The organism is Curtobacterium poinsettiae (assembly GCF_047226435.1).
In the GTDB taxonomy this organism is placed as follows: Bacteria; Actinomycetota; Actinomycetes; order Actinomycetales; family Microbacteriaceae; genus Curtobacterium; species Curtobacterium poinsettiae.
The window spans coordinates 829,460-850,999 of sequence record NZ_CP178434.1 but is presented as its reverse complement, the minus strand read 5'-3'; the positions used below and the strand labels follow the sequence as shown (position 1 = coordinate 850,999).

The following is a 21,540-nucleotide window of genomic DNA, read 5'->3' as shown; positions in this document are numbered from 1 at the left end:
CAAGTAGTTCGCGTGGTGGGCCAGGTTGGAGACGCCCTGGCCCACCCGCGTTCCCTGCTGCAGGTGCAGGGAGTCAGCGTCCGCCGCGGATCTTCGTCCGGTAGGCGAACATCATCTCGTCGATCACCTTGGTGGGGCCAATCGAACCGGCGAAGGTGTTGTTGAACGACACCGAGCTGGGGCTTGAATCGCCACTCCACCCTGGGAACGAGAACACAGGCGAGGCGGGCTGTATCACGGGGACGTTGAAGCCGCCATCTGCAAACGCTTGCAGCCGTCGGCCGGTTTCCTCCCAGATTGCGAGGGAACGCGCACGCTTCGACGGTGCGAGCGGGATGTACGCCTCACCGCCTGTCTCGGGTTCGGCCCACACACGCATCGCGCCGGCCGGCGCGAACTGTGCGACGTGGTTCTCGTTCAGCCCGCCGTCTGCGTAGAAGTCCATCACGCTTCCGTGGGCCTGCGGGATGCCACCAGTCCACGACGACGCCGGGCTGTCATTCGTGGCCTGCACCGAAATGCGAACAACGCGCCCATTGTTCAACGTGATCAGGTTGTTGATTTTGTTCTGCGCGTCCGACGTTTCCGCGAGGATCTTGATGTCCTTCGACGACGGCAACGCGAACACCTGATCGGCGAGCTTCTTCACCTCAGCCTTGTTGAACCCCGCCGCAGTAGCCGACTCGATGAACTTCGCACGCTGATCACGCAGCGTCGCAATGTACTTGTCCGCAGCATCCTTCGAGGACATCGTGGACGAATCCACCTGGAACTGCGCCTTAGCGGCCTCCTGCGCCTTACCGGCCACATCGGACAGCATCGACGCGTTCGCGGAACCCGACTCTGTGCTCTGATCGAGCGACAGCTTGAAACCGTCGAGAGTCTTGTGTGACTCTTCGTACGCTTCCTTCTGCCGCTCAACCTCATCGGAGATACCGGCAAGGCCAGCCTGGTAGTCGGCGTTCGACGACACCGCGTCCTGGTTCGCGCCGTTGACCTGGTTGAACGACTCAAGCAGCTTGTTCAGCTGATCGGTAAGCGGCTCAACCTTGTCCTGCTCTTCCAGGTACGCATCGCCGGTTTCCCTCGCGACCGTCGCGGAGTCCTCCTGCGCCAGCTTGAGCAGGTTGTGCATGGTGTCCGACTTGCCCAAAGCGGTCGCCTGCTCGGTTAGAGCCTTCTTGTGCGCAGGCATCGCGTTCAGCAGAGTCTCGAGCTGACCCTTGGAACCCTCAGTCTCCGCAGCGAGCAGAGAGAACGCATGCTGCGCAGTGGGGAGGTCCGTGGCCGCCAGCACACCAAGCTGCTCACCGACATCCTTGATCGCGTCCGTGGCTCCGAAGTAGTCGGAGTTGAACCGAGCCAGAACGTTCTTGTTGCGCTCGTCGATGTTGTCGAGCACGGCCGGCAGATCCTTCAGCTGACCGGCGACGTCGGCCGTCCAGTACTTAAAGCCCTTGCCCTGAGCAGCCGTCTCAAAGACATCCGATGCGTCCTTGGCTGTGACGAGGCTGTTGGTGAGCTCGTCCGAGCTGGCCTGCAGCGACTCGATGTACTTGCTCAGCAGGTCCACGCCGACCGTTGCTGCGGCCAGAGCGACACCCCACGGTCCAGTCAGGAACGTCGCTACTGCCTTCATGGCGGCACCCGAACGCGTGACGGCCCCACGGACGGACTCGACACCTTTCGAAACGGCCGGGATCGACGAGCCCTGCAGTGTGTCGAGCGCCAACTTGAACTCGGCGACTTTTGGAATCGCCAGCAGGAAACCACCCGCAGCAAGCGCAGCAGCGCCGGCAATCGCTGTCAAGGTCAGCGCCGTGGACTGGACGATCGGCGGAGCATCAGAGAACGCATCCACCATGCTCGTGACCAGCTGCACCAGAGGGCGCAGTGTTCCATCGGCAGCGGCACCTGACTTGATCGCAGCGGTATCGAACGCACCGCCCAGCTTCTCGAGGTCGCCAGCCAGGTTGTCCTGCATGATCGCAGCAGTCTCAGCGGCGTACCCGGAGTCGTTGACCTTGTCGATCCACCCCTGCACACCCGACTGGCCCTGCTCGAACAGGACCGACGCAGCACGCACAGCATCCGCGCCGAAGATCGTCTTAAGGGCAGCGTTCTGCTGCTCAGCGGACATGCCCTTCAGCGCGTCCTGCAGCACACCCGCGTACTGCGCAAGGCCGATGAAGTTGCCCTGCGAGTCGTACGCGCTGATGCCAAGCTGGTCCATCAGATCAGCGGCCTGCTTCGAGTTCGGGGTCAACGCCTGCAGCATCGACTTGAACGACGTGCCCGCGTCGGAACCAGTCAGACCGGCAGACGCGAACGCCGCCAACCCGCCGGTCGTTTCCTCGAGCGATAGGCCCGTCTGATTCGCGACCAGGCCAGCCTGGTTCAGAGCTTCACCAAGATCGTGGACAGACCCCTGCGCCTTGCCCGCACCAGCCGCGAGCAGGTCGGCCACATGCGGCACCTCGCCGCCCTTGAGGCCGAACTGCGTCATCGCCGTAGCGGCAGTCTCAGCAGCCTCCCCGACGCCCAGAGCGCCGGCAGCAGCAAGATCCAGAGAACCCTTCAGCCCACCATTGAGAACATCAGTAGTCGCGACACCGGCCTTCGCCAGTTCCTCGATCGCCTCGCCAGCCTCAGTCGCAGAGAACGCAGTAGCGCCACCCGCGTCGATAGCCGCATCACGGAGCAGGTTCATGTTCTCGGCGGTCTCATGCGTCGCCGCCTGCACCGCCGACATCTGCTTGTCGAACTCGGTGTACTTCGCGACCGCGATACCCACCGCAGCGACAGCGACCGCACTGAAAGCCGTCAGCCCCGGCCGACCTGCTCCATCGCCTGGTTCTGCTGCTCAAACTTCTGCTTCGCGCCCTCAGCGGACTTCGACACGTTGCGGTTCGCAGATTCCGCTTGCGCGAACCCCTGCACGTAACCCGCGACCTGAGCCGTCAGCGTTACGCTTGTGACCCTTTCGATCATTCCTTCGTCTCCAACCGGAGAATCAAGGCGCACGAAAGAAACCCGCCGGGGACCCGAGCGCGCCGAGACTTCTCATCTCGTTCACGCCCGGGTGGTTTCCGGCGGGCTTACTTACGGGTCAATTCTACCGTGGAATGGCATGAATCAGGGGTGTTTGGAACACACAAAAGCCCCCTCATATCAGCGACCGATATAAGGGGGCTTTTGGTAGATCAGCGAATCAGTGGAGCGGAATCAGGACTCGGGAATGGCGCACCAACGGGGATGCACCCCTGCATGCCCCCGTGATGAGAACCGTCACCTACACGGCAATCGCCCCGCCCTGATGACCGAAGAAATGGGGCTTTGTCGCTCGCTGGACAGGATTTGCTATCCGGCGGTTATTTGTACTCGCACAAGGGAGGCACCCCACCGCCGGCCACAAGGCCTTTGATTATTCCTTCGAGTCGTCGTTGCTCTTGGGCGCTTCGTACCAAATGCTGCCTGGCCGCATCTTCCACCACGCCAGGTCTTCCTCAACCTTTTTCAATGCGGCAAGGCGAGCGGTCTCCGCCCACGAGGCTCGCAGTTTCCTCAGCCTCCGAGGAAGAGCCTGCTCGGAGGCTAGCACCACAGGGACTCTCCGAGCTGACGCACGCGACCACTGTGCCGGTTTGTCAGCAGTTCGACGCCACCAATTCCCCCAAGCGTCCTGAATAAAGGCCGAGGATCGAATGCGCTCGTAGCCGACAAGAGTTGATACCGATTGAGCGACAACTCTATCCCCGGGGCCAATTTCACGAGATGGCAGTAAGGCACCGCTTACGTTACGTACGTAGAAGAACCGTCGCCTCCATCTCACACGGTGACCAATTCGCGCTTCTTTGAGAGGGTAGGCCGAGGCGTTACTTATCTCGTACTCAAACGCCTCGTTTTCTTGCTTCTCCGCCTCGAGCCGCCTGGACCACACGAACACTTTGTCGACGTGATCACGACGATCCCGCTGACGCTGACGGCGCGCAGATCGCCACGTGAAGAATAGTGCGACAAGGCTGATTGCGACTCCCGCGCCCTGAAACACTGGGGCGTAGGCCTTGAGGTCATCCAAGTCGATCACGATGCGAGGCTAGCGGAGGGTGGCCCGACTCCTACGGGCTGCACACCTGGTTCGTGTGGCAGCGCTCGCTGCTGCAGCCGGACGGTGGCTGCTTCGATCACGCGCGCCGCTCCGGCGTCGGCTGAGGCGTACGTCACGGGCTACCTGAACGATGAGAGCGGCCGATAGGTGCCGGTGTGGATGAGCAGGCGTGTGCGACGTTCGCGCAGATCTTTCCGGTGCTGCTCGTAGCAGCCGTTCTTGAAGTCAGCAGGGTGCATCGCAAGCTGAGGCGGCGGCGGTGGTTCATGCCCGTGATCGTGATGATGCCCATGGGCTGGAGCGTGTGGGGCATGGGCATCTGCATGGTCGGCATGCTCGAGGGAGGTGTGCCTGTCTGGCTTGCTCGGCTTGTCCTCTTCCTTGCCCTCGGCGCGATGATCGTGGTGGTCTTGCAGCTTCTGATGATTGGAGTGACCCAGGAAGTGAATGACGAGGAAGACGAAGAAAAGGAGCGAAAGCGGCTCCCCGTACGGTTCACTTTCAAGCAACGGCTGAGGACACTACTCACGGGTCACCCCGGCAGTTGAACGAGGCGTCACTCGACTTCGCGACCTTGCCACGCCGGCAATTTTCGAGTGGGGAGAGAAGCGCGCCCGCCCCGGAGGGGCACTGAATGGGGCACCCGGGGGGTCAGGTGCCAGGGGTCTGCGGGTGAAAATCTTGTCGCGAATATGCGTGATCCCGCCCCGGTGGTCCGGGTGAAGGCAGGCTGAGGCCTAACCTCCACCCGGACGTGGCGTCACTCGGCTGCGTCGGCCATCTGTTTGATGGCGCTGTCCGAGTACGCGCGGATCTCTGCCGGCTTGTCCGCTTCGAACACCCAGTCGTTCATCGCGTTCTGCGCCTGGTCGGGTGCGTCATCGTCACCTCGCATGAGCTGCCAGAGCTCGACACCCTTCTGTCCGAGGGCGTCGTTGTCCGGCTCGTTGAGGTATCGGTTCACGATGTCGGAGTTCGCGCTGCGGTAGGCGTGGCCGAGGATCGCCTTGGTGAGGATGGTGTCGCCGGTGAGTCGTGCGTTGTCGTACAGCTGCTGCATCTCACGGTCGTTCTTGCTGTCTGCTGCTCGGCTTACCCGGTCGAGTGCGTCGCGGTAAGAAACCGTGTCGCTGGTCGGCGCAGTGGTGGGCAGCCCGAACAGCTGCTTCTCGAGGTCAGCCTGCCGGCTCGTGAGCTGGTCGTTGCGCTGCTGCTTGAGCTGTTTGAGCTGCCTCGTGGTTGAGCTGTGCAGCTTGGAGAGCTTGGTCCGCTTTCCTTCCGTGGTGAGTCGGGCGTCGTTCTGGATCGCATCGACCTGGGACAGGTACTGCGTCTTGATCTGGTGAGCCTGCTCGTGCTGCTTGGTCTTGGGCAGTGGCATGGTGTGGGAGAGGCCTCTGCGGTTCAGGCCGGCGACATTGCGTTCCTCCAGAGGAGGCTGCAGGTCCGCCGTCAGGTGCAGCGTGCTGGCGGACAGGAGGTTCGAAGATCGCCGCCGAAATATGGCTCGGAACGAGACGTGTACGTGCCGGACGAACTCACCGCGGCTCTCTCCTGGCACATGTCCGAAGTGGGAGTCCGAGGAGATGAGCGGTGGCTGTTCGTCGGGTCAGGCGGCAATCCTCCGCGCGGGAACACCATCTACTACTGGTGGGCGAAGACCATCGCTGCCGCGGGCGTTGAGCCCTTCAAACTTCACGACTGCCGCCACTTCTTCGCGTCTGGCCTGATCGCCGCCGGCTGCGACGTAGTGACCGTTCAGCGCGCCTTGGGGCATCACTCCGCCACCGTCACGCTGAACACCTACGCGCACTTATGGCCGGACGCGGAGGACCGGACTCGTGCGGCAACCGCAGACCTCATGCGCCAGGTTTCCGCGACGAATGCGGCACTGGTGCGGCACGAAGTGGCCGATACGGTCTAGATCCGCGCGGATCCAGGCAGATCAGTTGTTGAAGCGGAACTCCACCACGTCGCCGTCCTGCATGACGTAGTCCTTGCCCTCGATGCGGGCCTTGCCGGCAGCGCGGGCCTCGGCGATCGAGCCGGTCGCGACCAGGTCGTCGAACGAGATGACCTCGGCCTTGATGAAGCCCTTCTCGAAGTCGGTGTGGATGACGCCGGCAGCCTGGGGAGCCTTCCACCCCTTGCCGATCGTCCACGCACGGGCTTCCTTCGGACCGGCCGTCAGGTAGGTCTGCAGCCCGAGGGTGTCGAACCCGATGCGGGCGAGCTGGTCGAGGCCCGACTCGGTCTGACCGGTCGACTCGAGCAGTTCGGCGGCGTCGGCAGGGTCGAGGTCGATGAGCTCCGACTCGACCTGGGCGTCGAGGAAGACAGCCTGGGCGGGGGCCACCAGCGCGGCCAGCTCGGCCTTGCGGGACTCGTCGGTCAGGATCGCCTCGTCGACGTTGAAGACGAAGATGAAGGGCTTCGCGCTGAGCAGCCCGAGCTCGGCGATCGGGGACAGGTCGATCTTCGTGGCGGAGAGCAGGGTGCCCTGCTCGAGCGCGGCACGGGCCTCGCGAGCGGTCTCGAGCACGACCGGCTCGGCCTGCTTGAGCTTGAGCATCTTCTCGTAGCGCGGGAGCGCCTTGTCGATGGTCTCCATGTCGGCGAGGATCAGCTCGGTGTTGATGACCTCGAGGTCGTCCTTCGGGGAGACCTTGTTCGCGACGTGCACGACGTCGTCGTCGGTGAAGCCACGGACGACCTGCGCGATGGCGTCGGCCTCGCGGATGTTGGCGAGGAACTTGTTGCCCAGGCCTTCGCCCTCGCTCGCGCCCTTGACGATGCCCGCGATGTCGACGAACGACACCGGCGCCGGCACGGTCTTCTCCGAGTGGAAGAGCTCGGCGAGCTGGTCGAGCCGCGAGTCGGGCAGGTTCACCACCCCGACGTTCGGCTCGATCGTCGCGAACGGGTAGTTCGCGGCGAGGACCTGGTTCTTGGTCAGGGCGTTGAACAGGGTCGACTTGCCGACGTTCGGGAGACCGACGATTCCGATGGTGAGAGCCACGGAAGAAGAGCCTACCGGCGGCGGCCTGTCGGAGCCGACCCGGGCCTCCAGTCCGTTCGTCAGGCCAGCAGACGTGACCCAGCCATACGGGGCCGCAGGGCCGTGATGCGGCGCTCGACGACGTCGAAGACGTCGGCCTGCAGCCGCTGCGAGAGCCGCCAGTCGCCAGGCACCTGCAGCGAGTGGTCGGCACGGTCGACGGTCTGGAGGCGCGCAGCAGTCCCGGAGACCCGCTCGGGCCGCCACGCGGTGTCGTCTCCACCCCGGATCGCCTCGAGCGCGTCGGCGGCGGCTTCGTTGCCTGTGCGGCGAGGGGATCCACACGCAACGCCGACGGGAACGGACGGCGATGTCGGAACCCCGTGCGACGATCGGGACCGTGCCGTTGAACTTCACCGCGATCGACTTCGAGACCGCCAACAGCTCGCCCGCCAGCGCCTGCTCCGTCGGGCTGGTGAAGGTCCGCGCCGGCCGGGTCGTCGATCGGGCGTCGTGGTTCATCCGCCCGCCGTTCGGGCACGACGCGTTCCTCGAGTGGAACACCCGCATCCACGGCATCGTCGCCGAGGACGTCGCGCGCGCCAAGACGTGGGAGCAGCAGTACCCCGACCTGGTGGCCTTCGCCGAGGGCGACGTCCTGGTGGCGCACAACGCCCGCTTCGACATGGGCGTCATCGCCGGTGGGTGCTCCGCGACGGGGATCGACCTGGCCGAGCACCACTCGCTGTGCTCCCTGGCGGTCGCCCGCAAGACCTACACGCTCGACTCCTACCGCCTGCCGGTCGCCGCGATGGCCGCCGGGTTCGAGGGGTTCCAGCACCACGACGCCGCTGCCGACGCCGAGGCCTGCGCTGCGATCGTGGTGCACGCCGCCGGGCACCACGGTGTCGAGACGGTCGAGGCACTCGGCGCGGTCACCCGGGTGACGATCGCCCCGGTCCGTGCTCGTGCCGAGAAGCCGAAGGCCGCGAACCAGCCGCGGCTGTCGAACCGACCGATGGTCTTCGCCGACTGACGGGGTTCGCCGACTGGCGCAACGCCCGTTGCGCTCGGCCGGGGTGCCACATCCCCGGTGGTATTGTCACGACAATGCCGTCGGCACCGTCGCCGGCATCTCCGCACGTGTGAAGGACCGCGATGACCAACGAAGGCCAGCTGCCGTCCGACCTGTTCATGGACCTGGACCGGTCGGGTCCCATGCCCCTCTACTTCCAGGTTGCCTCGCGCATCGAGGAGTCGATCCGCTCCGGCGCGATGCCGCCAGGGGCCCGGCTCGAGAACGAGATCGCCCTCGGTGAGCGTCTTGGCCTGTCGCGGCCGACGATCCGTCGCGCGATCCAGGACCTCGTCGACAAGGGTCTGCTGGTGCGCCGCCGCGGCATCGGGACCCAGGTCGTGCACGGCCCGGTCACGCGCAAGGTCGAGCTGACCAGCCTGTACGACGACCTGGCCCAGGGTGCGCAGGCTCCGGCGACGAAGCTGCTGCAGCGCGACGACGTCCCCGCTCCCGACGACGTGGCCGCAGCGCTGAGCGTCGAGCCGGGCACGATCGTCGCGCACATCCGACGGGTGCGGTTCGCCGAGGACGTCCCGATGGCGATCCTCGAGAACTACCTGCCGCCGGAGTTCCTCGACCTGACGGACGATGACCTGCAGGCGCACGGGCTGTACCAGCTGCTCCGCGGCCGGGGCGTCACGATGCGGGTGGCCAAGCAGCGGATCGGCGCCCGGGCGGTCACCGACGAAGAGGCCGGTCTGCTCGAGATCGAGGACGGCGACCCGGTGCTCACGATGAGCCGGACCGCGTACGACGCCTCGGGCCGGGCGGTCGAGTACGGCGTGCACTGCTACCGCCCCGACCGGTACTCGTTCGAGGTCACGCTCGTCGACAAGTAGGTCGCTCGTCGAGCGATCACGACTCGCCGTCGGCAGTGCGCCGAGTGGTCACGAACTGTCGCCCGGACGCCCGGCAACCGACACTTCGTGACCACTCGACGGAACTGAGCGGGGTGTCGTGACCGCGCCGCCCCCGCCCCGCCCCGCACGGCCTCAACCGAGCGCGGGCACCCCGAGCTCGCCCGTCACGTACTGGGCCCGTCCGAAGCCGAACGACCAGTCCTGCGGCCCGTTCTCGACGTAGCCGATGAAGACGTCCTCCGACGCGACACCGATCGCCGCGAGGGCGTCGTGGATCGCCCGGTACAGTGACGCCTTTGCCTCGTCGGTCCGTCCGCGCTGCGTGAACACCTGGATCATCACGACACCCTCGGTGCGCTCGAACCCCAGACCGGCGTCCTCGGCGATGATCTGCTGCGCCGGGTGCTCGGTGATCACCTGGAACCGGTCTCGCACCGGGATCCCGTACACGTCGACGATGGCCTGGTGGATGGCGTCGGCGATGCCACGGACGGCCTCGGGCGTGCGGCCGGTGGTGAGGTCGATTCGGACGAGCGGCATGGTGCCTCCTGGTTGCTCGGACTTTGTCCTTACATACTAACAAAGGAGCGGCACCGCGTGTCTAGATCCTGGGTGTCGGCGCCCCGTACGTCAGCGGCCCGTCGACCAGGGCGACATCGTGCCACGCACCGTCGACCAGCGAGGCCTCCGCCGCCTCGACGATCGACGCGGCAGCGAGCCCGTCCGCGACCGACGGCGCCAGCTGCTCCCCGCGCCGGACACTCGCGATGAACTGCGCCGCCTCGATCGTCTTCAGGTCGTCGTAGCCCATCGCCGTGCCGGCGCCGGGCTGGAACCGACCGAAGTCGCCGTCACCGGGAGCGACGTAGTGGGTGGCGTACCCGTCGACCTCTTGTCCGTCGAGGTACACCTCGAGCTCGTTGAGGCGCTGGAAGTCCCACCGGACCGAACCGCGGGTGCCGTAGATCTCGAGCGTGTACTCGGCGTGCGGCCCGCGCATCACCCGACTCGAGTCCATCGTGCCGACCGCACCGTCCTCGAACCGGAACAGCAGCGCGGCGTAGTCCTCGTTCTCGACGGCGCCCAGTTCACCGGTCGCCGCCGCACTGCGGTCGACGATGCCGGCAGCAGGCCGGGGCCGCGACTCGATGAACGTCTCCGCGAGCGCACTGACCGAAGCGATCCGACCGACCACGTACTGCGCCAGGTCGAGCCCGTGCGACAGCAGGTCGCCGAGCACGCCCGATCCTGCGCGCTCACGCTCGAAGCGCCAGGTCAGCGGGGCCGCCGGGTCGGACGAGTAGTCGGCGAGCAACGATCCGCGCACGTTCGTGATCCGGCCGAGCCGCCCGCTGCGGACGAGTTCACGGGCACGCTCGATCGCCGGGGCGTGCCGGTAGTTGAACCCGACGCTCGTGATGACGCCCGCCTGTTGCACCGCCTGGTGGATGGCGCGGGAGTCGCTGGCGTACCGCCCCATCGGCTTCTCGATCCAGAACGGCTTGCCCGCCTCGGCCGCGGCGACGGCCATCTCGCGGTGCAGGAAGTTCGGCGAACAGATCGACACGACGTCGACGGCCGGGTCGGCGAGGACCTCCTGGTAGTCGGCGACGGCACGTTCGTACCCGAGCCGCGTCACCGCCTGGTCGCGCGCCGCCTCGACCGGGTCGGCCGCGACGACGAGCCGCGGCTGGACGCCGAGCTCTGGGAAGTGGTCCGGCAACGCCCGGTAGGCGCGCGAGTGCAACCGCCCCATCCAGCCGACCGAGATCAGCCCGACGCCGATGCTGTCCATGGAGAACTCCTTCGTTCAAGTGACGCGCGTTGGAGCGCGACAACGAACCTAGCCGATGCTGCGGACTTTGTCAGCACATGCCGCAACTGCCTGGAGGCCCGGTGCCGGTCTCAGGGACCGGCACCGGGCCTCCAGGCTGGTGCGGCAGCGCCCGGGGCGCGACCCCGCGGTTCCGACCGTGGATCGCGCTGCGCAGCTGGTCACGTCTCAGTTCGTGGGGACGATGATGTCGCGGACCAGGGCATCGAGCTTCGCGTCGGCGTCCAGGAACTGCCGGAGCGTCGTCACGGTCGCACCGAAGCGGTCGAACTCGTCGATCGTCATGCCGTCCACGTCGTAGCCGCGGGCGAACTCCGGCGTCGCCGCCCGGAGCGCCTCGATGACGTGCACGGGGACCTCGTCGTCGATGGCGTGCGGACGGAACGGGAACGCGTTGTCGTTGATGTCCTTCGTCCACTGGAACGGTGGCGACACCACCAGATCGCCGCCCTGGAACTCCGACCACTGCAGTGCGTTGCGGAACGCGGCGACCAGCACGCGCGAGCGGAACCCACGCTCCTGGAAGACGCGGTAGGCGTTCTTCACCGCCGCGACTCCGGCCCACTCGAGGATGCCCGGGTCCACCATCACGTGGTCACGCTTGACGACGGTCTTCAGCCAGTCGTCGAAGCGGCCGGCCATCAGGGTGACGACGTGGCCGAACTCCTGCTCCGGCTTGCCCTCGGCAGCACGACGGTCGAGGGCACGCTCGATGGCCTCACCCACGGCGACGACCTGCGGCACGGTGAAGGACACCGTGGCGTTGATCGAGACCCCGCGGTAGGCGGCTTCCTCGATCGCGGCGATGCCGACCTTCGTGGCGGGGATCTTCACGATGATGTTCGGCGCGAGCTGCGAGAACCGCACGGCCTGCTCGACGAGCGCGTCCTGGTCGCGGTGGAACCGGGGATCGGTCTGCATCGACAGTCGACCGTTGCGGCCGCCGGACGCCTCGAACGCGGGCAGCAGCTGCGCCGCGGCGGCGATGGAGAGCTCCTCGACAGCCTTCCAGCCGATCCAGGACTCCCCCGCCGTCGGGTGCTCGGCAGCGATCGCACGGATGCGGGGGACCCAGGTCTCCGGGTCCTGCTGGATGCAGGTGTACGCGATCACCGGGTTGCAGGTCGCCCCGACGGCACCGTACTCGCGGATGGCGGTCGACAGCTCCCGCGGGTCGGCGGAGTCGTTCCACAGGGCGGTCGGGGTCTGTTCCGCGGCCTGCAGGGTGACGGGACGGGAGTCGGCGTCGGTGGACGCCTGCGTCTCGAGGGTGGTGGTCATCGGTGGAGTCCCTTCGTGATCGTGTCGAGCTGGAACCGCGACACCGCGTCGGCGTTCTCGTCCTCGGCGAAGACGCTCGAGACCGCGACGGTGTCCGCGCGCGCCGAGAAACCGACCCGGTCGAGTGCCGCCCAGAAAGCGTCGAAGTCGACGTCCGCCTGGCCGACCGGCAGGTGCTGGTGCACGCGGACCGGGTTGCCGGGCGGGTTCGTGATGTAGCGCAGGCCGTGCGAGCGACGGTGGTCGTACGCGTCGGCGACGTGGACCAGCTGCAGCGAGTCACCGGCGGCGTCGATGATCTCGTCCATGTTGCCGCCGTAGTGGAACGTGTGGCAGGCGACGTACACGAAGCCGACGTGCTTCGAGTTCAGGCCGCGGATCACCCGGAGCGCCTCGAGCCCGTCCTCGACGAAGTCGTCGGGGTGCGGGTCGATGAGCACCCGGATGCCGGCGTCCTCGATGATCGGCAGCAGTTCCTCCATCGACCGGTAGAACTGGTCCTCGGACTCCTCGGCGCGCTCGGGGCGGCCGGAGAACTCCGTGTTGATGGTGTCCACGCCGAGGCGCTTCGTGATCTCGATGACCCGCTTCCACTTCCGCACCGCAGCCTGTCGGGCGTCCTCGTCCGGACCCGACCAGCGCAGCACCGGCAGCACGCTCGCCACCTGGACCCCGGCGTCGCGGCAGGCCGAGGCGAACGCGTCGACCAGGTCGTCGTCGGCCTTGGGGTGCCGGTAGAAGGGGATGAAGTCCTTGTGCGGGGTGAGCTGCAGGTACTCGTACCCGAGCTCCGCGACCTTGCGCGGGAACTCGAGCAGCGACAGGTCGTGGTGGAACGGGGTGGGGTCGAGCGCGATCTTCGGCATCGATCAGGCCCCGGCGAGCGCGGCGGTGTCGCTCGTCGCGTCGCTGGTCTCGTCGTAGAACGCCGGCTTCGTGACCGCGTACTCCACCACTTCGTGCGCGCCGGACTGCTGGGCCCGGACCGCGACCTCGGCGACGACGGAGGCGGTGTAGCCGTCCCAGGCGCTCGGCCCGTCGATGCCGCCGGTCCGGGCCGCGTCGACCCAGCGCTGGACCTCTTCGTCGTAGGCGGCACCGAAGCGCTCCTTGAAGGACGGCGTGACGCCCTGCGAGGTCGCTCCGGCTGCGACGAGCGAGAGCGACGTGTCGCGGCCGATGTACGCGACACCGGACTCGAACACGGCGTCGGTGGTGACCTGGTAGCCGAACTGGGCGTTGACGTTGATCTCGACGATCGCCATCGTGCCGGACTCGGTGGTGAACAGGACGAACTGCGGCTCGGGCAGGTCGGCCGGCGCGAGGGAGTTCTTGCGCGGCTTCTTCACCTCGACGCTCGTGATGGCTTCGCCGGTCAGGAACGGGATGATGTCGATCTCGTGGATCACCGAGTCGTGGATGAGCATCGACTCGCTGAAGTTCGGCGGCGTCGTCGGGTTGCGGTGCGCGTGGTGCAGGGCGAGCAGGGCACCGTTCGCCCCCGACTCGCGCAGGGCCTTGAGCTCCTGGTACCCGGCGTCGAACCGGCGCATGAAGCCGACCTGGATGACGGGCCGGGCGGCGTGCTGCTGCTCGAGCTCGACGATGCGCAGCGAGTCCTCGGCGCTGGTCGTCAGCGGCTTCTCGCACAGGACGGTGAGGCCGCGCTCGAGCGCGGTCACCAGGATCGGCTCGTGCAGGAAACCCGGCGTCGCGATGATGACGGCGTCGATCTCGGTCTGCTCGAGCGCCTCGTCGAAGGACGCGGCGGTGATCGCACCGGGCGCCAGGGCGGCTGCCGCAGCGGCACGGGCCTGGTCGGGCTCGACGACGGCGACGACGTCGGCGTTCGAGATCTTGGCGGTGATGCGGCGGACGTGGTCGGCGCCCATCATGCCGGCGCCGACGACGGCGACGCGGAGGTTCTGCGTGGTGGTCATGGTGGTGTTCTCCTGGTGGTTGTTGACGCTGCGTGGACGGCGCGTCAGGAGGCGCGGGCGGCCGAGGTCGAGCCGAAGATGTGCTGGAAGGTGCGTTCGGCGATCGGGCCGGGGGCGTCGACGGAGCAGCCGTACATGTCCTGCTCGACGATGCCGAAGACGTCCGGGTTGATCGCGGCGACGGCCTCGATGATCGGGGCGAGCTCGGGGGTGCCGTGCGGCGGCTCGGTCATGATGCCCTGCGACACCGCGGTCGCGAACGGCACGTCGTTCTTGAGCACGTCGAACAGCAGGTCGGTGTCGACCTGCTTCAGGTGCAGGTAGCCGATGCGCTCCGGGTGGGCGGCGATGAGCTTGAGGTTGTCGCCGCCGTAGTAGGCGAAGTGGCCGGTGTCGAGGCAGAGGTTCGTGTACTCGGGGTTCGTGACCTCGAGGAACCGGACGGTCTCCTTGTAGGTGCCGACGTGGCTGTCCGCGTGGGTGTGGAACTGCTGGTGGACGCCGTACTCCTCGAGCAGCGCCTTGCCGAGCTGGTCGTGTCCCTTGCCGAGACGCTCCCACTGCTCGTCGGTGAGCGTGCGCGCCTCGAGCACCTCTTCGGTGGCGTCCGAGCGCCACAGGTCGGGGATCGTCACGAGGTGCTCGGCACCGAGCTTCGCGGCCAGGCCGGCGACGGCGACGGCCTGGTCCCACGCACGCTGGAACTGGTCCTCGCCCTTGTGGAACCCGGTGAAGACCGTGCCCGCTGACAGCTTGAGCCCGCGGGACTCGAGCTCGTCGGACAGCTGGGACGGGTCGGTCGGCAGGTACCCGTACGGGCCGAGCTCGATCCACTCGTACCCGGCAGCGGAGGCCTCGTCGAGGAAGCGCTGCCACGGCACCTGCTTCGGGTCGTCCGGGAACCAGACGCCCCACGAGTCAGGTGCGGTGCCGATGCGGATCGAGGCGGGCGCCGCGTCGGTGGCGGGGCTGCCGATGGGGGTGGCGGTGTCGGTCATGACGTCGCTGTCGCTTTCTGTCTCGTGAACGGTTCAGCCGAGCAGCGGACGCTGCGTGGCGACCTGCTGCTCGTACTCGGCGCGGGCGGCCTGGGTGCTGGGGAGGGTGGAGGTCTGCGCGACCGGCACGTCCCACCAGCCGTCGCCCTCGGGGGCGTAGACCAGCGGGTCGGAGTTGATGTGCACCAGGGTGGTGTGGTCGTTCGCCTTCGCCTGACGCAGCGCGGCCTTCAGGTCCTCGATGCTGTCCGGACCGGGCTGCACCTCGATGACGTCGACGCCGTACGAGCGGGCGTTGGCGGCGAGGTCGACGGGCAGGGGCTCGCCGTTCTCGAACGACTCGGTCTCGTCGAGGTAGCGGTACTTCGTGCCGAAGCGCTCGGAGCCGACGGTCTCGGACAGGTGCCCGATCGACGCGTACCCGTGGTTCTGGATGAGCACGACGATGATCTTGATGCCCTCGGCCACGGCGGTGACGAGCTCGGTGTGCAGCATGAGGTAGCTGCCGTCACCGACCATCACGATCGCGTCGCGGTCCGGCGCCCCGCGCCGGACCCCGATGCCGCCGGCGATCTCGTAGCCCATGCACGAGAACGCGTACTCGACGTGGTACCCGAGCTCGTCGCGCACCCGCCAGAGCTTGTGCAGGTCGCCGGGCAGCGAGCCCGCCGCCTGGATCACGACGTCGCGCGGGTCGGAGACCGACTGCACGGCGCCGATGATCTCGGGCTGGCCGGGCAGGTCCGCGCCGGACGGCGCGAACGCGCCGTCGACGGCGGCGTCCCACGCCGCCTTCAGCGAGGCGATCTCGGAGGCGTAGCCGGGCTCGACGACGTACGCCGTGTCCGACGTGAGCGACTCGGTCAGGGCGACCAGGGCCTCCCGGGCGTCCGCGATCAGCGGCAGCTGCGATCCGTGCTTGTAGGCGTCGAACGCGGCCACGTTGACGTTGACGAACGTGACGTCGGGGTTCTGGAACGCCGTGCGCGACGCCGTGGTGAAGTCGCTGTAGCGGGTGCCGATCCCGATGACGACGTCGGCCTGGGCGGCGATCGCGTTGGCGGCGGCGGTGCCGGTCGCGCCGATCCCGCCGAGGTACTGCGGGTGGTCCCAGACCAGGGACCCGCCGCCGGCCTGCGACGTGCCGACCGGGATCCCCGTGGCCTCGACGAAGGCACGGAGCTCGTCGGCGGCGTCGGAGTACAGGACCCCGCCGCCGGCCACGATGACCGGACGCCGGCCGGCACGGATCGCGGCCACGGCACGCTCGAGCGGGCCACGCTCGGGCAGCGGACGGCGGATGTGCCACTCACGCGGCTGCAGGAACGCGACGGGCACGTCGAACTCCTCGGCCTGGACGTCCTCGGGCAGGGCGATCGTCACCGCACCGGTCTCGGCCGGGTCGGTCAGGACCCGCATCGCGGCGAGCGCGATCGAGAACAGCTGCTCCGGACGCTCCACGCGGTCGAAGTAGCGCGACAGCGGACGGAAGGCGTCGGTGACCTGCAACGACGTGTCGTGCGGCAACTCGATCTGCTGGAGCACCGGGTCGGTGGTGCGCGTGGCGAAGGTGTCCGACGGCAGGAGCAGTGCCGGCAACCGGTTCGTCGTGGCGAGTGCTGCGGCGGTCAGCATGTTGGCGGCACCCGGGCCCACAGACGCGGTCGACGCGAACGTCGCACGGCGGCGGTGCATGCGGGCGAAGCCGACGGCCTCGTGCACCATCGCCTGCTCGTTGCGGGCCTGGTGGTACGGCAGCAACCCGGGCTGCTCGACGTGGAGCTGCTTGATCGCCTGACCGACCCCGGCGACGTTGCCGTGCCCGAAGATGCCGAAGATCCCCGGGATGGTGCGTTCGCGGACGTCACCGTCGACGGTCCACTGGTTGGCCAGGAACTCGACGAGTGCCTGTCCGACGGTCATCCGACGCGTCGCGCCGGCCTGGCGCGTGGTGGTGGTCACGCGTCCTCCTTCTGGTAGGGCAGGCGCGGGTCGAGCTGCTCGCTCTCCCACGCCCGGCGGACCCAGCCGTGGGCCGGGTCGTCGGTGATGTTCCAGACGCGCTCCGGGTCGGGCCCGGCCATCACGTTCAGGTAGTACATGTCGTAGCCGGGAGCGGCGACAGCGGGACCGTGCCAGCCGTACGGCACCAGGGCGACGTCACCGGTGCGGACCTGCCGGAACTCGTCGATGGCGCGGTCGTCCGAGGCGTAGGTGCGGTGCAGGGCGAACGGGTCTGCGGCCTCGGGCGCGATCGACTCGAGCCCGCGGGACACCGCTGCCTCGTAGTAGTAGATCTCTTCCAGGTTGGACTCCGACCCGGGCACGTTCGTGTCGTGCTTGTGCGGCGGGTACGACGACCAGTTGCCGGCCGGCGTGATCACTTCACACACGATGAACTTGACGGCGTCGAGCGCGGCCGGGGTGCCGAAGTTGTGCACCTGGCGGCTCGACTGCCCGGCGCCGCGGAGCTCCACCGGCACGTCCGGCCGGGCCACGTACGTGGTCGGCTTGACGATGTCCGTGGGGGCTTCCGCGACGGCGAACCGACCGTCGCCGGTGATGGTGGCCGCGGAACCGGAGCCCAGGTACAGGACGTCGGTGGGACCGTCGAAGACGCTCCCCCGCCCCTGCAGGTCCTGCTCGCCGTCACCGGCGGCGCCCGAGTGGGTCACGTGGAACGACCCGGCGAGCGGCACGATGATGCGCTCCACGGCGTCGGCCGGGAGGCGCAGCTCGCCCCCGTCGGCCACCGCGCCGGTCCGGAGCCCGGTGTGCGCCCACCCCTCGATGCGTCCGTCGACGACGTCGGTCCAGCCCGCTTCGGGCCGGGAGCCCGCCGGGATGAACCACTGGTCGTGCTGGTGCTGTTCGTTCGCCATGCTGCGGCTCAGTCGTTCGACGGGAAGCCGAGGTTGATGCCGCCGTGCGACGGGTCGAGCCACCGGCTCGTGATCGCCTTCTGGCGGGTGAAGAAGCTCACGCCGTCGGCCCCGTACGCCTTGTGGTCACCGAACAGCGAGTTCTTCCAGCCACCGAACGAGTAGTAGGCGACGGGCACCGGGATCGGGACGTTGATGCCAATCATGCCGACCTGCACGTCGCGCTGGAACCGTCGGGCCGCGCCGCCGTCGTTCGTGAAGATGGCGGTGCCGTTGCCGTACGCGCCGGAGTTGATGAGCTCGAGGCCCTCTTCGTAGGTGGCGACGCGCACGACGCTCAGCACCGGACCGAAGATCTCCTCGGTGTAGACGCGGCTGGTGGTGGGCACCTGGTCGATCAGCGTCGGGCCCAGCCAGAAGCCGTTCTCGTCGCCGTCGGGTCGGACGGTGCGGCCGTCCACCACAACCACCGCACCGTCCTGCTCTGCGACCTCGATGTACGAGGCGACCTTGTCACGGTGCTGCTTCGTGACGAGCGGGCCCATGTCGCACCCGCGACGACCGTCGCCGATGCGCACGGTGGCCGCGCGGTCCTTGATCTTCTGGATGAGCTCGTCGGCCACCGGCTCGACGGCGACGACGACCGAGATCGCCATGCAGCGTTCACCGGCCGAACCGAAGCCCGCGTTGATCGCGTTGTCGGCGACCAGGTCGAGGTCGGCGTCGGGCAGGACGAGCATGTGGTTCTTCGCGCCGCCGAGGGCCTGCACGCGCTTGCCGTGCTTCGTGCCGGTCTCGTAGACGTACTGCGCGATGGGCGTGGAGCCGACGAACGAGATCGACTCGACGTCGTCGCTGGTGAGCAGACCGTCGACGGACAGCTTGTCGCCGTTGAGCACGTTGAAGACGCCGTCGGGCAGCCCGGCCTCCTTGAACTTCTCGGCGAGCCAGATGGCGGCCGACGGGTCCTTCTCGCTCGGCTTCAGCACGACGGTGTTGCCAGCGGCGATCGCGATCGGCAGGAACCAGAGCGGCACCATCGCGGGGAAGTTGAAGGGGCTGATGATGCCCACGACGCCGAGCGGCTGGCGGATCGAGTAGACGTCGATGCCGGTCGAGACCTGGTCGGAGAACTCGCCCTTCATCAGGCTCGGGATGTTGGTGGCGAGCTCCACGACCTCTTGCCCACGGGCGATCTCCCCCATGGCGTCGTCGATGACCTTGCCGTGCTCGCTCGTGATGATCTCGGCCAGCTCGGCCTTGTCGCGGTTCAGGATCTCGCGGAACGAGAACAGGATCGCCTGGCGCTTGGCCAGCGACAGGTTGCTCCAGCCGGGGAACGCCGCCTTGGCGCTGTCGATGGCCGCCTGGATCTCGGACTCGTCGGCCAGCGCGACCTGCTTGGTCGCGACGCCCAGCGCCGGGTCGTACACCGGTGCCGTCCGCCCCGACGAGGACGGGACGCGAGCCCCGTCGATCCAGTGCCCGACGGTGGTGGTGGTCGTGTCGGTGAGCGTCATGCGTTGGTTCCTTCCGAGATGGACGAGTCCATGGTGGTGGCGCCCGCGAGCCGAGCGGCTGGGTCGTGGGCATCTGTGGAGAACCCGGCCCGGGCCTCCTGGCTGTGGACGAGACCGGCGGCGACGTCCACGGCGGCGGCGACGTCGCCGTCCGAGGGGTAGAGCAGGGTGCGTCCGACGACCAGGCCACGGACGCCGGGCAGGGCCAGGGCGTCAGCCCACTTGGCGTACGTCTCCAGCGGGCGCGAAGCCGGGTCGCCGCCGAGCAGCAGCGTCGGCAGCGTCGTCGCGGCCATCACGCGCTCCATGTCGTCGACGACGGGGATCTTGAGCCAGCTGTAGGCGCTGGACTCGCCGAGGCCGGCAGCGATCGCCATCGAGGTGATCACGGCATCGGCCGACAGGTCGTTGACGACCCGGCCGTCCCGCCACTCGGACATGAACGGCTCGAGCATGATCGGCAGCTGGAGTGCCGCGGCCTCGCTGACGGCGCGGGCCGTGGCCTCGAGCGTCGGAGCGGTGCCCGAGTCCTCCAGCGCGATGCGCACCAGGAGCTTGGCGAAGTCGAGCCCGGAGTCCTTGATCGCCTGCGCCGAGTACGCCGTGTACCGGTCGTCCATCTCGAACGTCGCGCCGCGGAGTCCGCCGCGGTTCATCGAGCCGACGACGACCTTGCCGTCGAGGGCGCCGAGCAGTGCGAGGTCCTCGAGGATGTCGGGGGTGCCGAGCACGCCGTCGACCCCAGGACGACCGAGGGCCGTGACGAGCCGCTCGAGCAGGTCGTAGCGGTCCGCCATCGCGGACTCGTCGTCGCGCACCGCCAGCGCACCGCGGGCGGGGTGGTCGGCGGCGACGATGAAGAGCTTGCCGTCGTCGGCGAGCAGGGAGCGCTTGCGGCGGGCATCGAGCGTGGCACGCACCAGGTCCGGCTGCCCGGCACGGATGTCGCGGAGGCGCTGGAAGTCAGCGGGGCTGAGCTCAGGCATGGGTCTTCTCCTCGGTGTGCGTCTCACCCGTGTGGTTCGTGCCCTCGGCCGGGTTGTCGGTCAGGAACTGCTCGATCTCGTCGCTCGTCGGCATCGCCGTCGAGCACTCGAACCGCGTCGCGACGATCGCGCCGGCTGCGTTGCAGAACGCCAAGATCCGTTCGAGGCTCCAGCCCTGCAGCAGGCCGTGGGTCAGCGCGCCGCCGAAACCGTCGCCCGAGCCGAGCCCGTTCACGACGTCGATGTGGTGCGGACGGAACTCGACGAACTCGTCGCGGGTCTTCGCGAGCACGCCCTTCGGTCCCTGCTTGACGATCGCGATCTCGACACCGCGGTCGAGCAGGGCGTCGGCGGCACGGACCGGGTCGGTCTCGCCGACCGCGACCTCGCACTCCTCGCGGTTGCCGACGGCGACGGTGGCGTGCTCGAGGGCGATCGCGACCTCGCGCGTCGCGGCCTCGGGGCTCGACCAGAACATCGACCGGTAGTCCAGGTCCAAGACGGTGTGGGTCTTCGTGCTGTTCTGCGCGGCGGACCGGGCTTCGTACGCCACGTGGTGCGCCTGTCGGCTCGGCTCCTCGCTGAGGCCGGTCACCGTGGTCCAGAAGATCTTCGCGCGCTCGATCTCGTGCAGCGGCAGGGACTTCGCCGTGATCATCAGGTCCGGCGCCTTCGGGGCCCGGTAGAAGTAGAGCGGGAAGTCGTCGGGCGGGAAGATCTCGCAGAAGGCGACGGGGGTGTTCAGCCCCTCCACCGTCTCGACGAAGGCGTTCGCGACGCCGAACTCGGGCAACGTGCGGGCGATGTACCGGCCGAAGGGGTCGTTGCCCGTCCGGGTGATGACCGCGGCGTCCGCGCCGTGGCGAGCAGCGGCGATGGCGACGTTCGTGGCGCTGCCGCCGACGGACTTCGAGAAGGTCGAGACGTCCTCGAGCGGGCCGGTCTGCTGCGGGTAGATGTCGACGCTGACGCGTCCCATCGTGATCACGTCGTAGGCGTGGGGAGCTTGGTTCGTCATGCGACGCGGTGGACCTTCCGTGCGGCTTCATCGGCGG

The 21,540-nt window shown here is 67.9% G+C and carries 19 protein-coding genes; 4 read left to right on the top strand and 15 right to left on the bottom strand.

Annotation, left to right across the window (positions count from 1 at the left end):
* Nucleotides 1-73: 73 nt before the first annotated feature.
* Nucleotides 74-2,827 (bottom strand): phage tail tape measure protein, encoded by a 2,754-nt coding sequence (locus tag ACL00U_RS04050; protein WP_412874078.1) that lies wholly within the window; start codon nucleotides 2,825-2,827, stop codon nucleotides 74-76.
* Nucleotides 2,824-2,991, bottom strand: a complete 168-nt coding sequence (locus tag ACL00U_RS04045) for a hypothetical protein (protein WP_214563343.1) — start codon at nucleotides 2,989-2,991, stop codon at nucleotides 2,824-2,826. Before ACL00U_RS04045 ends, ACL00U_RS04050 begins: the two co-directional genes overlap by 4 nt.
* A gap of 1,272 nt (nucleotides 2,992-4,263) precedes the next feature.
* On the opposite strand from ACL00U_RS04045, the gene ACL00U_RS04040 reads away from it, so the two are divergent.
* Nucleotides 4,264-4,656: a hypothetical protein gene (locus ACL00U_RS04040; protein WP_214563344.1), complete on the top strand. Its 393-nt coding sequence runs from the start codon at nucleotides 4,264-4,266 to the stop codon at nucleotides 4,654-4,656.
* A gap of 212 nt (nucleotides 4,657-4,868) precedes the next feature.
* Here the strand turns inward: ACL00U_RS04040 and ACL00U_RS04035 are convergent, their stop codons facing one another.
* Entirely contained in the window at nucleotides 4,869-5,489 is a 621-nt protein-coding gene (locus ACL00U_RS04035; protein WP_412873854.1) for a hypothetical protein, read from the bottom strand.
* Here ACL00U_RS04035 and ACL00U_RS04030 point away from each other — a divergent pair.
* Entirely contained in the window at nucleotides 5,451-6,032 is a 582-nt protein-coding gene (locus tag ACL00U_RS04030) for a site-specific integrase (protein ID WP_412873853.1), read from the top strand. The genes ACL00U_RS04035 and ACL00U_RS04030 overlap by 39 nt on opposite strands.
* A gap of 21 nt (nucleotides 6,033-6,053) precedes the next feature.
* Here ACL00U_RS04030 and ychF read toward each other — a convergent pair whose 3' ends face one another.
* Nucleotides 6,054-7,127, bottom strand: a complete 1,074-nt coding sequence (gene ychF, locus ACL00U_RS04025; protein WP_017887094.1) for a redox-regulated ATPase YchF — start codon at nucleotides 7,125-7,127, stop codon at nucleotides 6,054-6,056.
* A 349-nt stretch (nucleotides 7,128-7,476) separates the two neighbouring features.
* Here ychF and ACL00U_RS04020 point away from each other — a divergent pair, with 349 nt between their 5' ends.
* Both ACL00U_RS04020 and ACL00U_RS04015 read left to right on the top strand, forming a co-directional pair.
* Nucleotides 7,477-8,142, top strand: coding sequence for an exonuclease domain-containing protein (locus ACL00U_RS04020; protein WP_017887096.1), 666 nt, complete (start codon nucleotides 7,477-7,479; stop codon nucleotides 8,140-8,142).
* Nucleotides 8,143-8,264: 122 nt separating this feature from the next.
* Nucleotides 8,265-9,023 carry a GntR family transcriptional regulator gene (locus tag ACL00U_RS04015; RefSeq protein ID WP_017887097.1) on the top strand — a complete coding sequence of 253 codons (759 nt, stop codon included), beginning with the start codon at nucleotides 8,265-8,267 and terminating at the stop codon, nucleotides 9,021-9,023.
* Between the two features lie 153 nt (nucleotides 9,024-9,176).
* On the opposite strand, the gene ACL00U_RS04010 is transcribed toward ACL00U_RS04015, so the two are convergent.
* From ACL00U_RS04010 to iolC, 11 genes are all read right to left on the bottom strand, one after another.
* A complete protein-coding gene (locus ACL00U_RS04010) occupies nucleotides 9,177-9,584 on the bottom strand; it encodes a tautomerase family protein (RefSeq protein ID WP_017887098.1) in 408 nt (135 codons plus the stop codon).
* A gap of 61 nt (nucleotides 9,585-9,645) precedes the next feature.
* Nucleotides 9,646-10,839 (bottom strand): Gfo/Idh/MocA family protein, encoded by a 1,194-nt coding sequence (locus tag ACL00U_RS04005; protein WP_159557537.1) that lies wholly within the window; start codon nucleotides 10,837-10,839, stop codon nucleotides 9,646-9,648.
* Between the two features lie 207 nt (nucleotides 10,840-11,046).
* Nucleotides 11,047-12,159, bottom strand: coding sequence for a transaldolase family protein (locus ACL00U_RS04000; protein WP_412873852.1), 1,113 nt, complete (start codon nucleotides 12,157-12,159; stop codon nucleotides 11,047-11,049).
* Nucleotides 12,156-13,025, bottom strand: coding sequence for a sugar phosphate isomerase/epimerase family protein (locus ACL00U_RS03995; RefSeq protein ID WP_056072885.1), 870 nt, complete (start codon nucleotides 13,023-13,025; stop codon nucleotides 12,156-12,158). Before ACL00U_RS03995 ends, ACL00U_RS04000 begins: the two co-directional genes overlap by 4 nt.
* Nucleotides 13,026-13,028: 3 nt before the next feature.
* Nucleotides 13,029-14,099, bottom strand: coding sequence for a Gfo/Idh/MocA family protein (locus tag ACL00U_RS03990; RefSeq protein WP_042539397.1), 1,071 nt, complete (start codon nucleotides 14,097-14,099; stop codon nucleotides 13,029-13,031).
* A gap of 44 nt (nucleotides 14,100-14,143) precedes the next feature.
* Nucleotides 14,144-15,097: a sugar phosphate isomerase/epimerase family protein gene (locus ACL00U_RS03985; RefSeq protein WP_017887103.1), complete on the bottom strand. Its 954-nt coding sequence runs from the start codon at nucleotides 15,095-15,097 to the stop codon at nucleotides 14,144-14,146.
* Between the two features lie 33 nt (nucleotides 15,098-15,130).
* Nucleotides 15,131-17,020 (bottom strand): 3D-(3,5/4)-trihydroxycyclohexane-1,2-dione acylhydrolase (decyclizing), encoded by a 1,890-nt coding sequence (iolD, locus tag ACL00U_RS03980; protein WP_071251930.1) that lies wholly within the window; start codon nucleotides 17,018-17,020, stop codon nucleotides 15,131-15,133.
* 35 nt (nucleotides 17,021-17,055) lie between these two features.
* Nucleotides 17,056-17,979, bottom strand: a complete 924-nt coding sequence (iolB, locus tag ACL00U_RS03975) for a 5-deoxy-glucuronate isomerase (RefSeq protein ID WP_214518699.1) — start codon at nucleotides 17,977-17,979, stop codon at nucleotides 17,056-17,058.
* An 8-nt stretch (nucleotides 17,980-17,987) separates the two neighbouring features.
* On the bottom strand, nucleotides 17,988-19,499 hold the full coding sequence (locus ACL00U_RS03970) for a CoA-acylating methylmalonate-semialdehyde dehydrogenase (RefSeq protein WP_412873851.1): 1,512 nt from the start codon (nucleotides 19,497-19,499) through the stop codon (nucleotides 17,988-17,990).
* Nucleotides 19,496-20,485 (bottom strand): class I fructose-bisphosphate aldolase, encoded by a 990-nt coding sequence (locus tag ACL00U_RS03965; protein ID WP_017887107.1) that lies wholly within the window; start codon nucleotides 20,483-20,485, stop codon nucleotides 19,496-19,498. The genes ACL00U_RS03970 and ACL00U_RS03965 overlap by 4 nt, the downstream gene beginning before the upstream one ends.
* Nucleotides 20,478-21,503, bottom strand: coding sequence for a 5-dehydro-2-deoxygluconokinase (gene iolC / locus ACL00U_RS03960; RefSeq protein ID WP_017887108.1), 1,026 nt, complete (start codon nucleotides 21,501-21,503; stop codon nucleotides 20,478-20,480). Before iolC ends, ACL00U_RS03965 begins: the two co-directional genes overlap by 8 nt.
* Between the last annotated feature and the right edge of the window lie 37 nt (nucleotides 21,504-21,540).

Excerpts from the sequence above, each read along its gene's own strand:
- ACL00U_RS04045 (WP_214563343.1), bottom strand. The coding sequence starts at position 2,991 with ATGATCGAAAGGGTCACAAGCGTAACGCTGACGGCTCAGGTCGCGGGT.
- ACL00U_RS04035 (WP_412873854.1), bottom strand. The coding sequence starts at position 5,489 with ATGCCACTGCCCAAGACCAAGCAGCACGAGCAGGCTCACCAGATCAAG.
- ACL00U_RS04020 (WP_017887096.1), top strand. The coding sequence starts at position 7,477 with ATGTCGGAACCCCGTGCGACGATCGGGACCGTGCCGTTGAACTTCACC.
- ACL00U_RS04015 (WP_017887097.1), top strand. The coding sequence starts at position 8,265 with ATGACCAACGAAGGCCAGCTGCCGTCCGACCTGTTCATGGACCTGGAC.
- ACL00U_RS04010 (WP_017887098.1), bottom strand. The coding sequence starts at position 9,584 with ATGCCGCTCGTCCGAATCGACCTCACCACCGGCCGCACGCCCGAGGCC.
- ACL00U_RS04005 (WP_159557537.1), bottom strand. The coding sequence starts at position 10,839 with ATGGACAGCATCGGCGTCGGGCTGATCTCGGTCGGCTGGATGGGGCGG.
- ACL00U_RS04000 (WP_412873852.1), bottom strand. The coding sequence starts at position 12,159 with ATGACCACCACCCTCGAGACGCAGGCGTCCACCGACGCCGACTCCCGT.
- ACL00U_RS03995 (WP_056072885.1), bottom strand. The coding sequence starts at position 13,025 with ATGCCGAAGATCGCGCTCGACCCCACCCCGTTCCACCACGACCTGTCG.
- ACL00U_RS03990 (WP_042539397.1), bottom strand. The coding sequence starts at position 14,099 with ATGACCACCACGCAGAACCTCCGCGTCGCCGTCGTCGGCGCCGGCATG.
- ACL00U_RS03985 (WP_017887103.1), bottom strand. The coding sequence starts at position 15,097 with ATGACCGACACCGCCACCCCCATCGGCAGCCCCGCCACCGACGCGGCG.
- iolD (WP_071251930.1), bottom strand. The coding sequence starts at position 17,020 with ATGACCGTCGGACAGGCACTCGTCGAGTTCCTGGCCAACCAGTGGACC.
- iolB (WP_214518699.1), bottom strand. The coding sequence starts at position 17,979 with ATGGCGAACGAACAGCACCAGCACGACCAGTGGTTCATCCCGGCGGGC.
- ACL00U_RS03970 (WP_412873851.1), bottom strand. The coding sequence starts at position 19,499 with ATGACGCTCACCGACACGACCACCACCACCGTCGGGCACTGGATCGAC.
- ACL00U_RS03965 (WP_017887107.1), bottom strand. The coding sequence starts at position 20,485 with ATGCCTGAGCTCAGCCCCGCTGACTTCCAGCGCCTCCGCGACATCCGT.
- iolC (WP_017887108.1), bottom strand. The coding sequence starts at position 21,503 with ATGACGAACCAAGCTCCCCACGCCTACGACGTGATCACGATGGGACGC.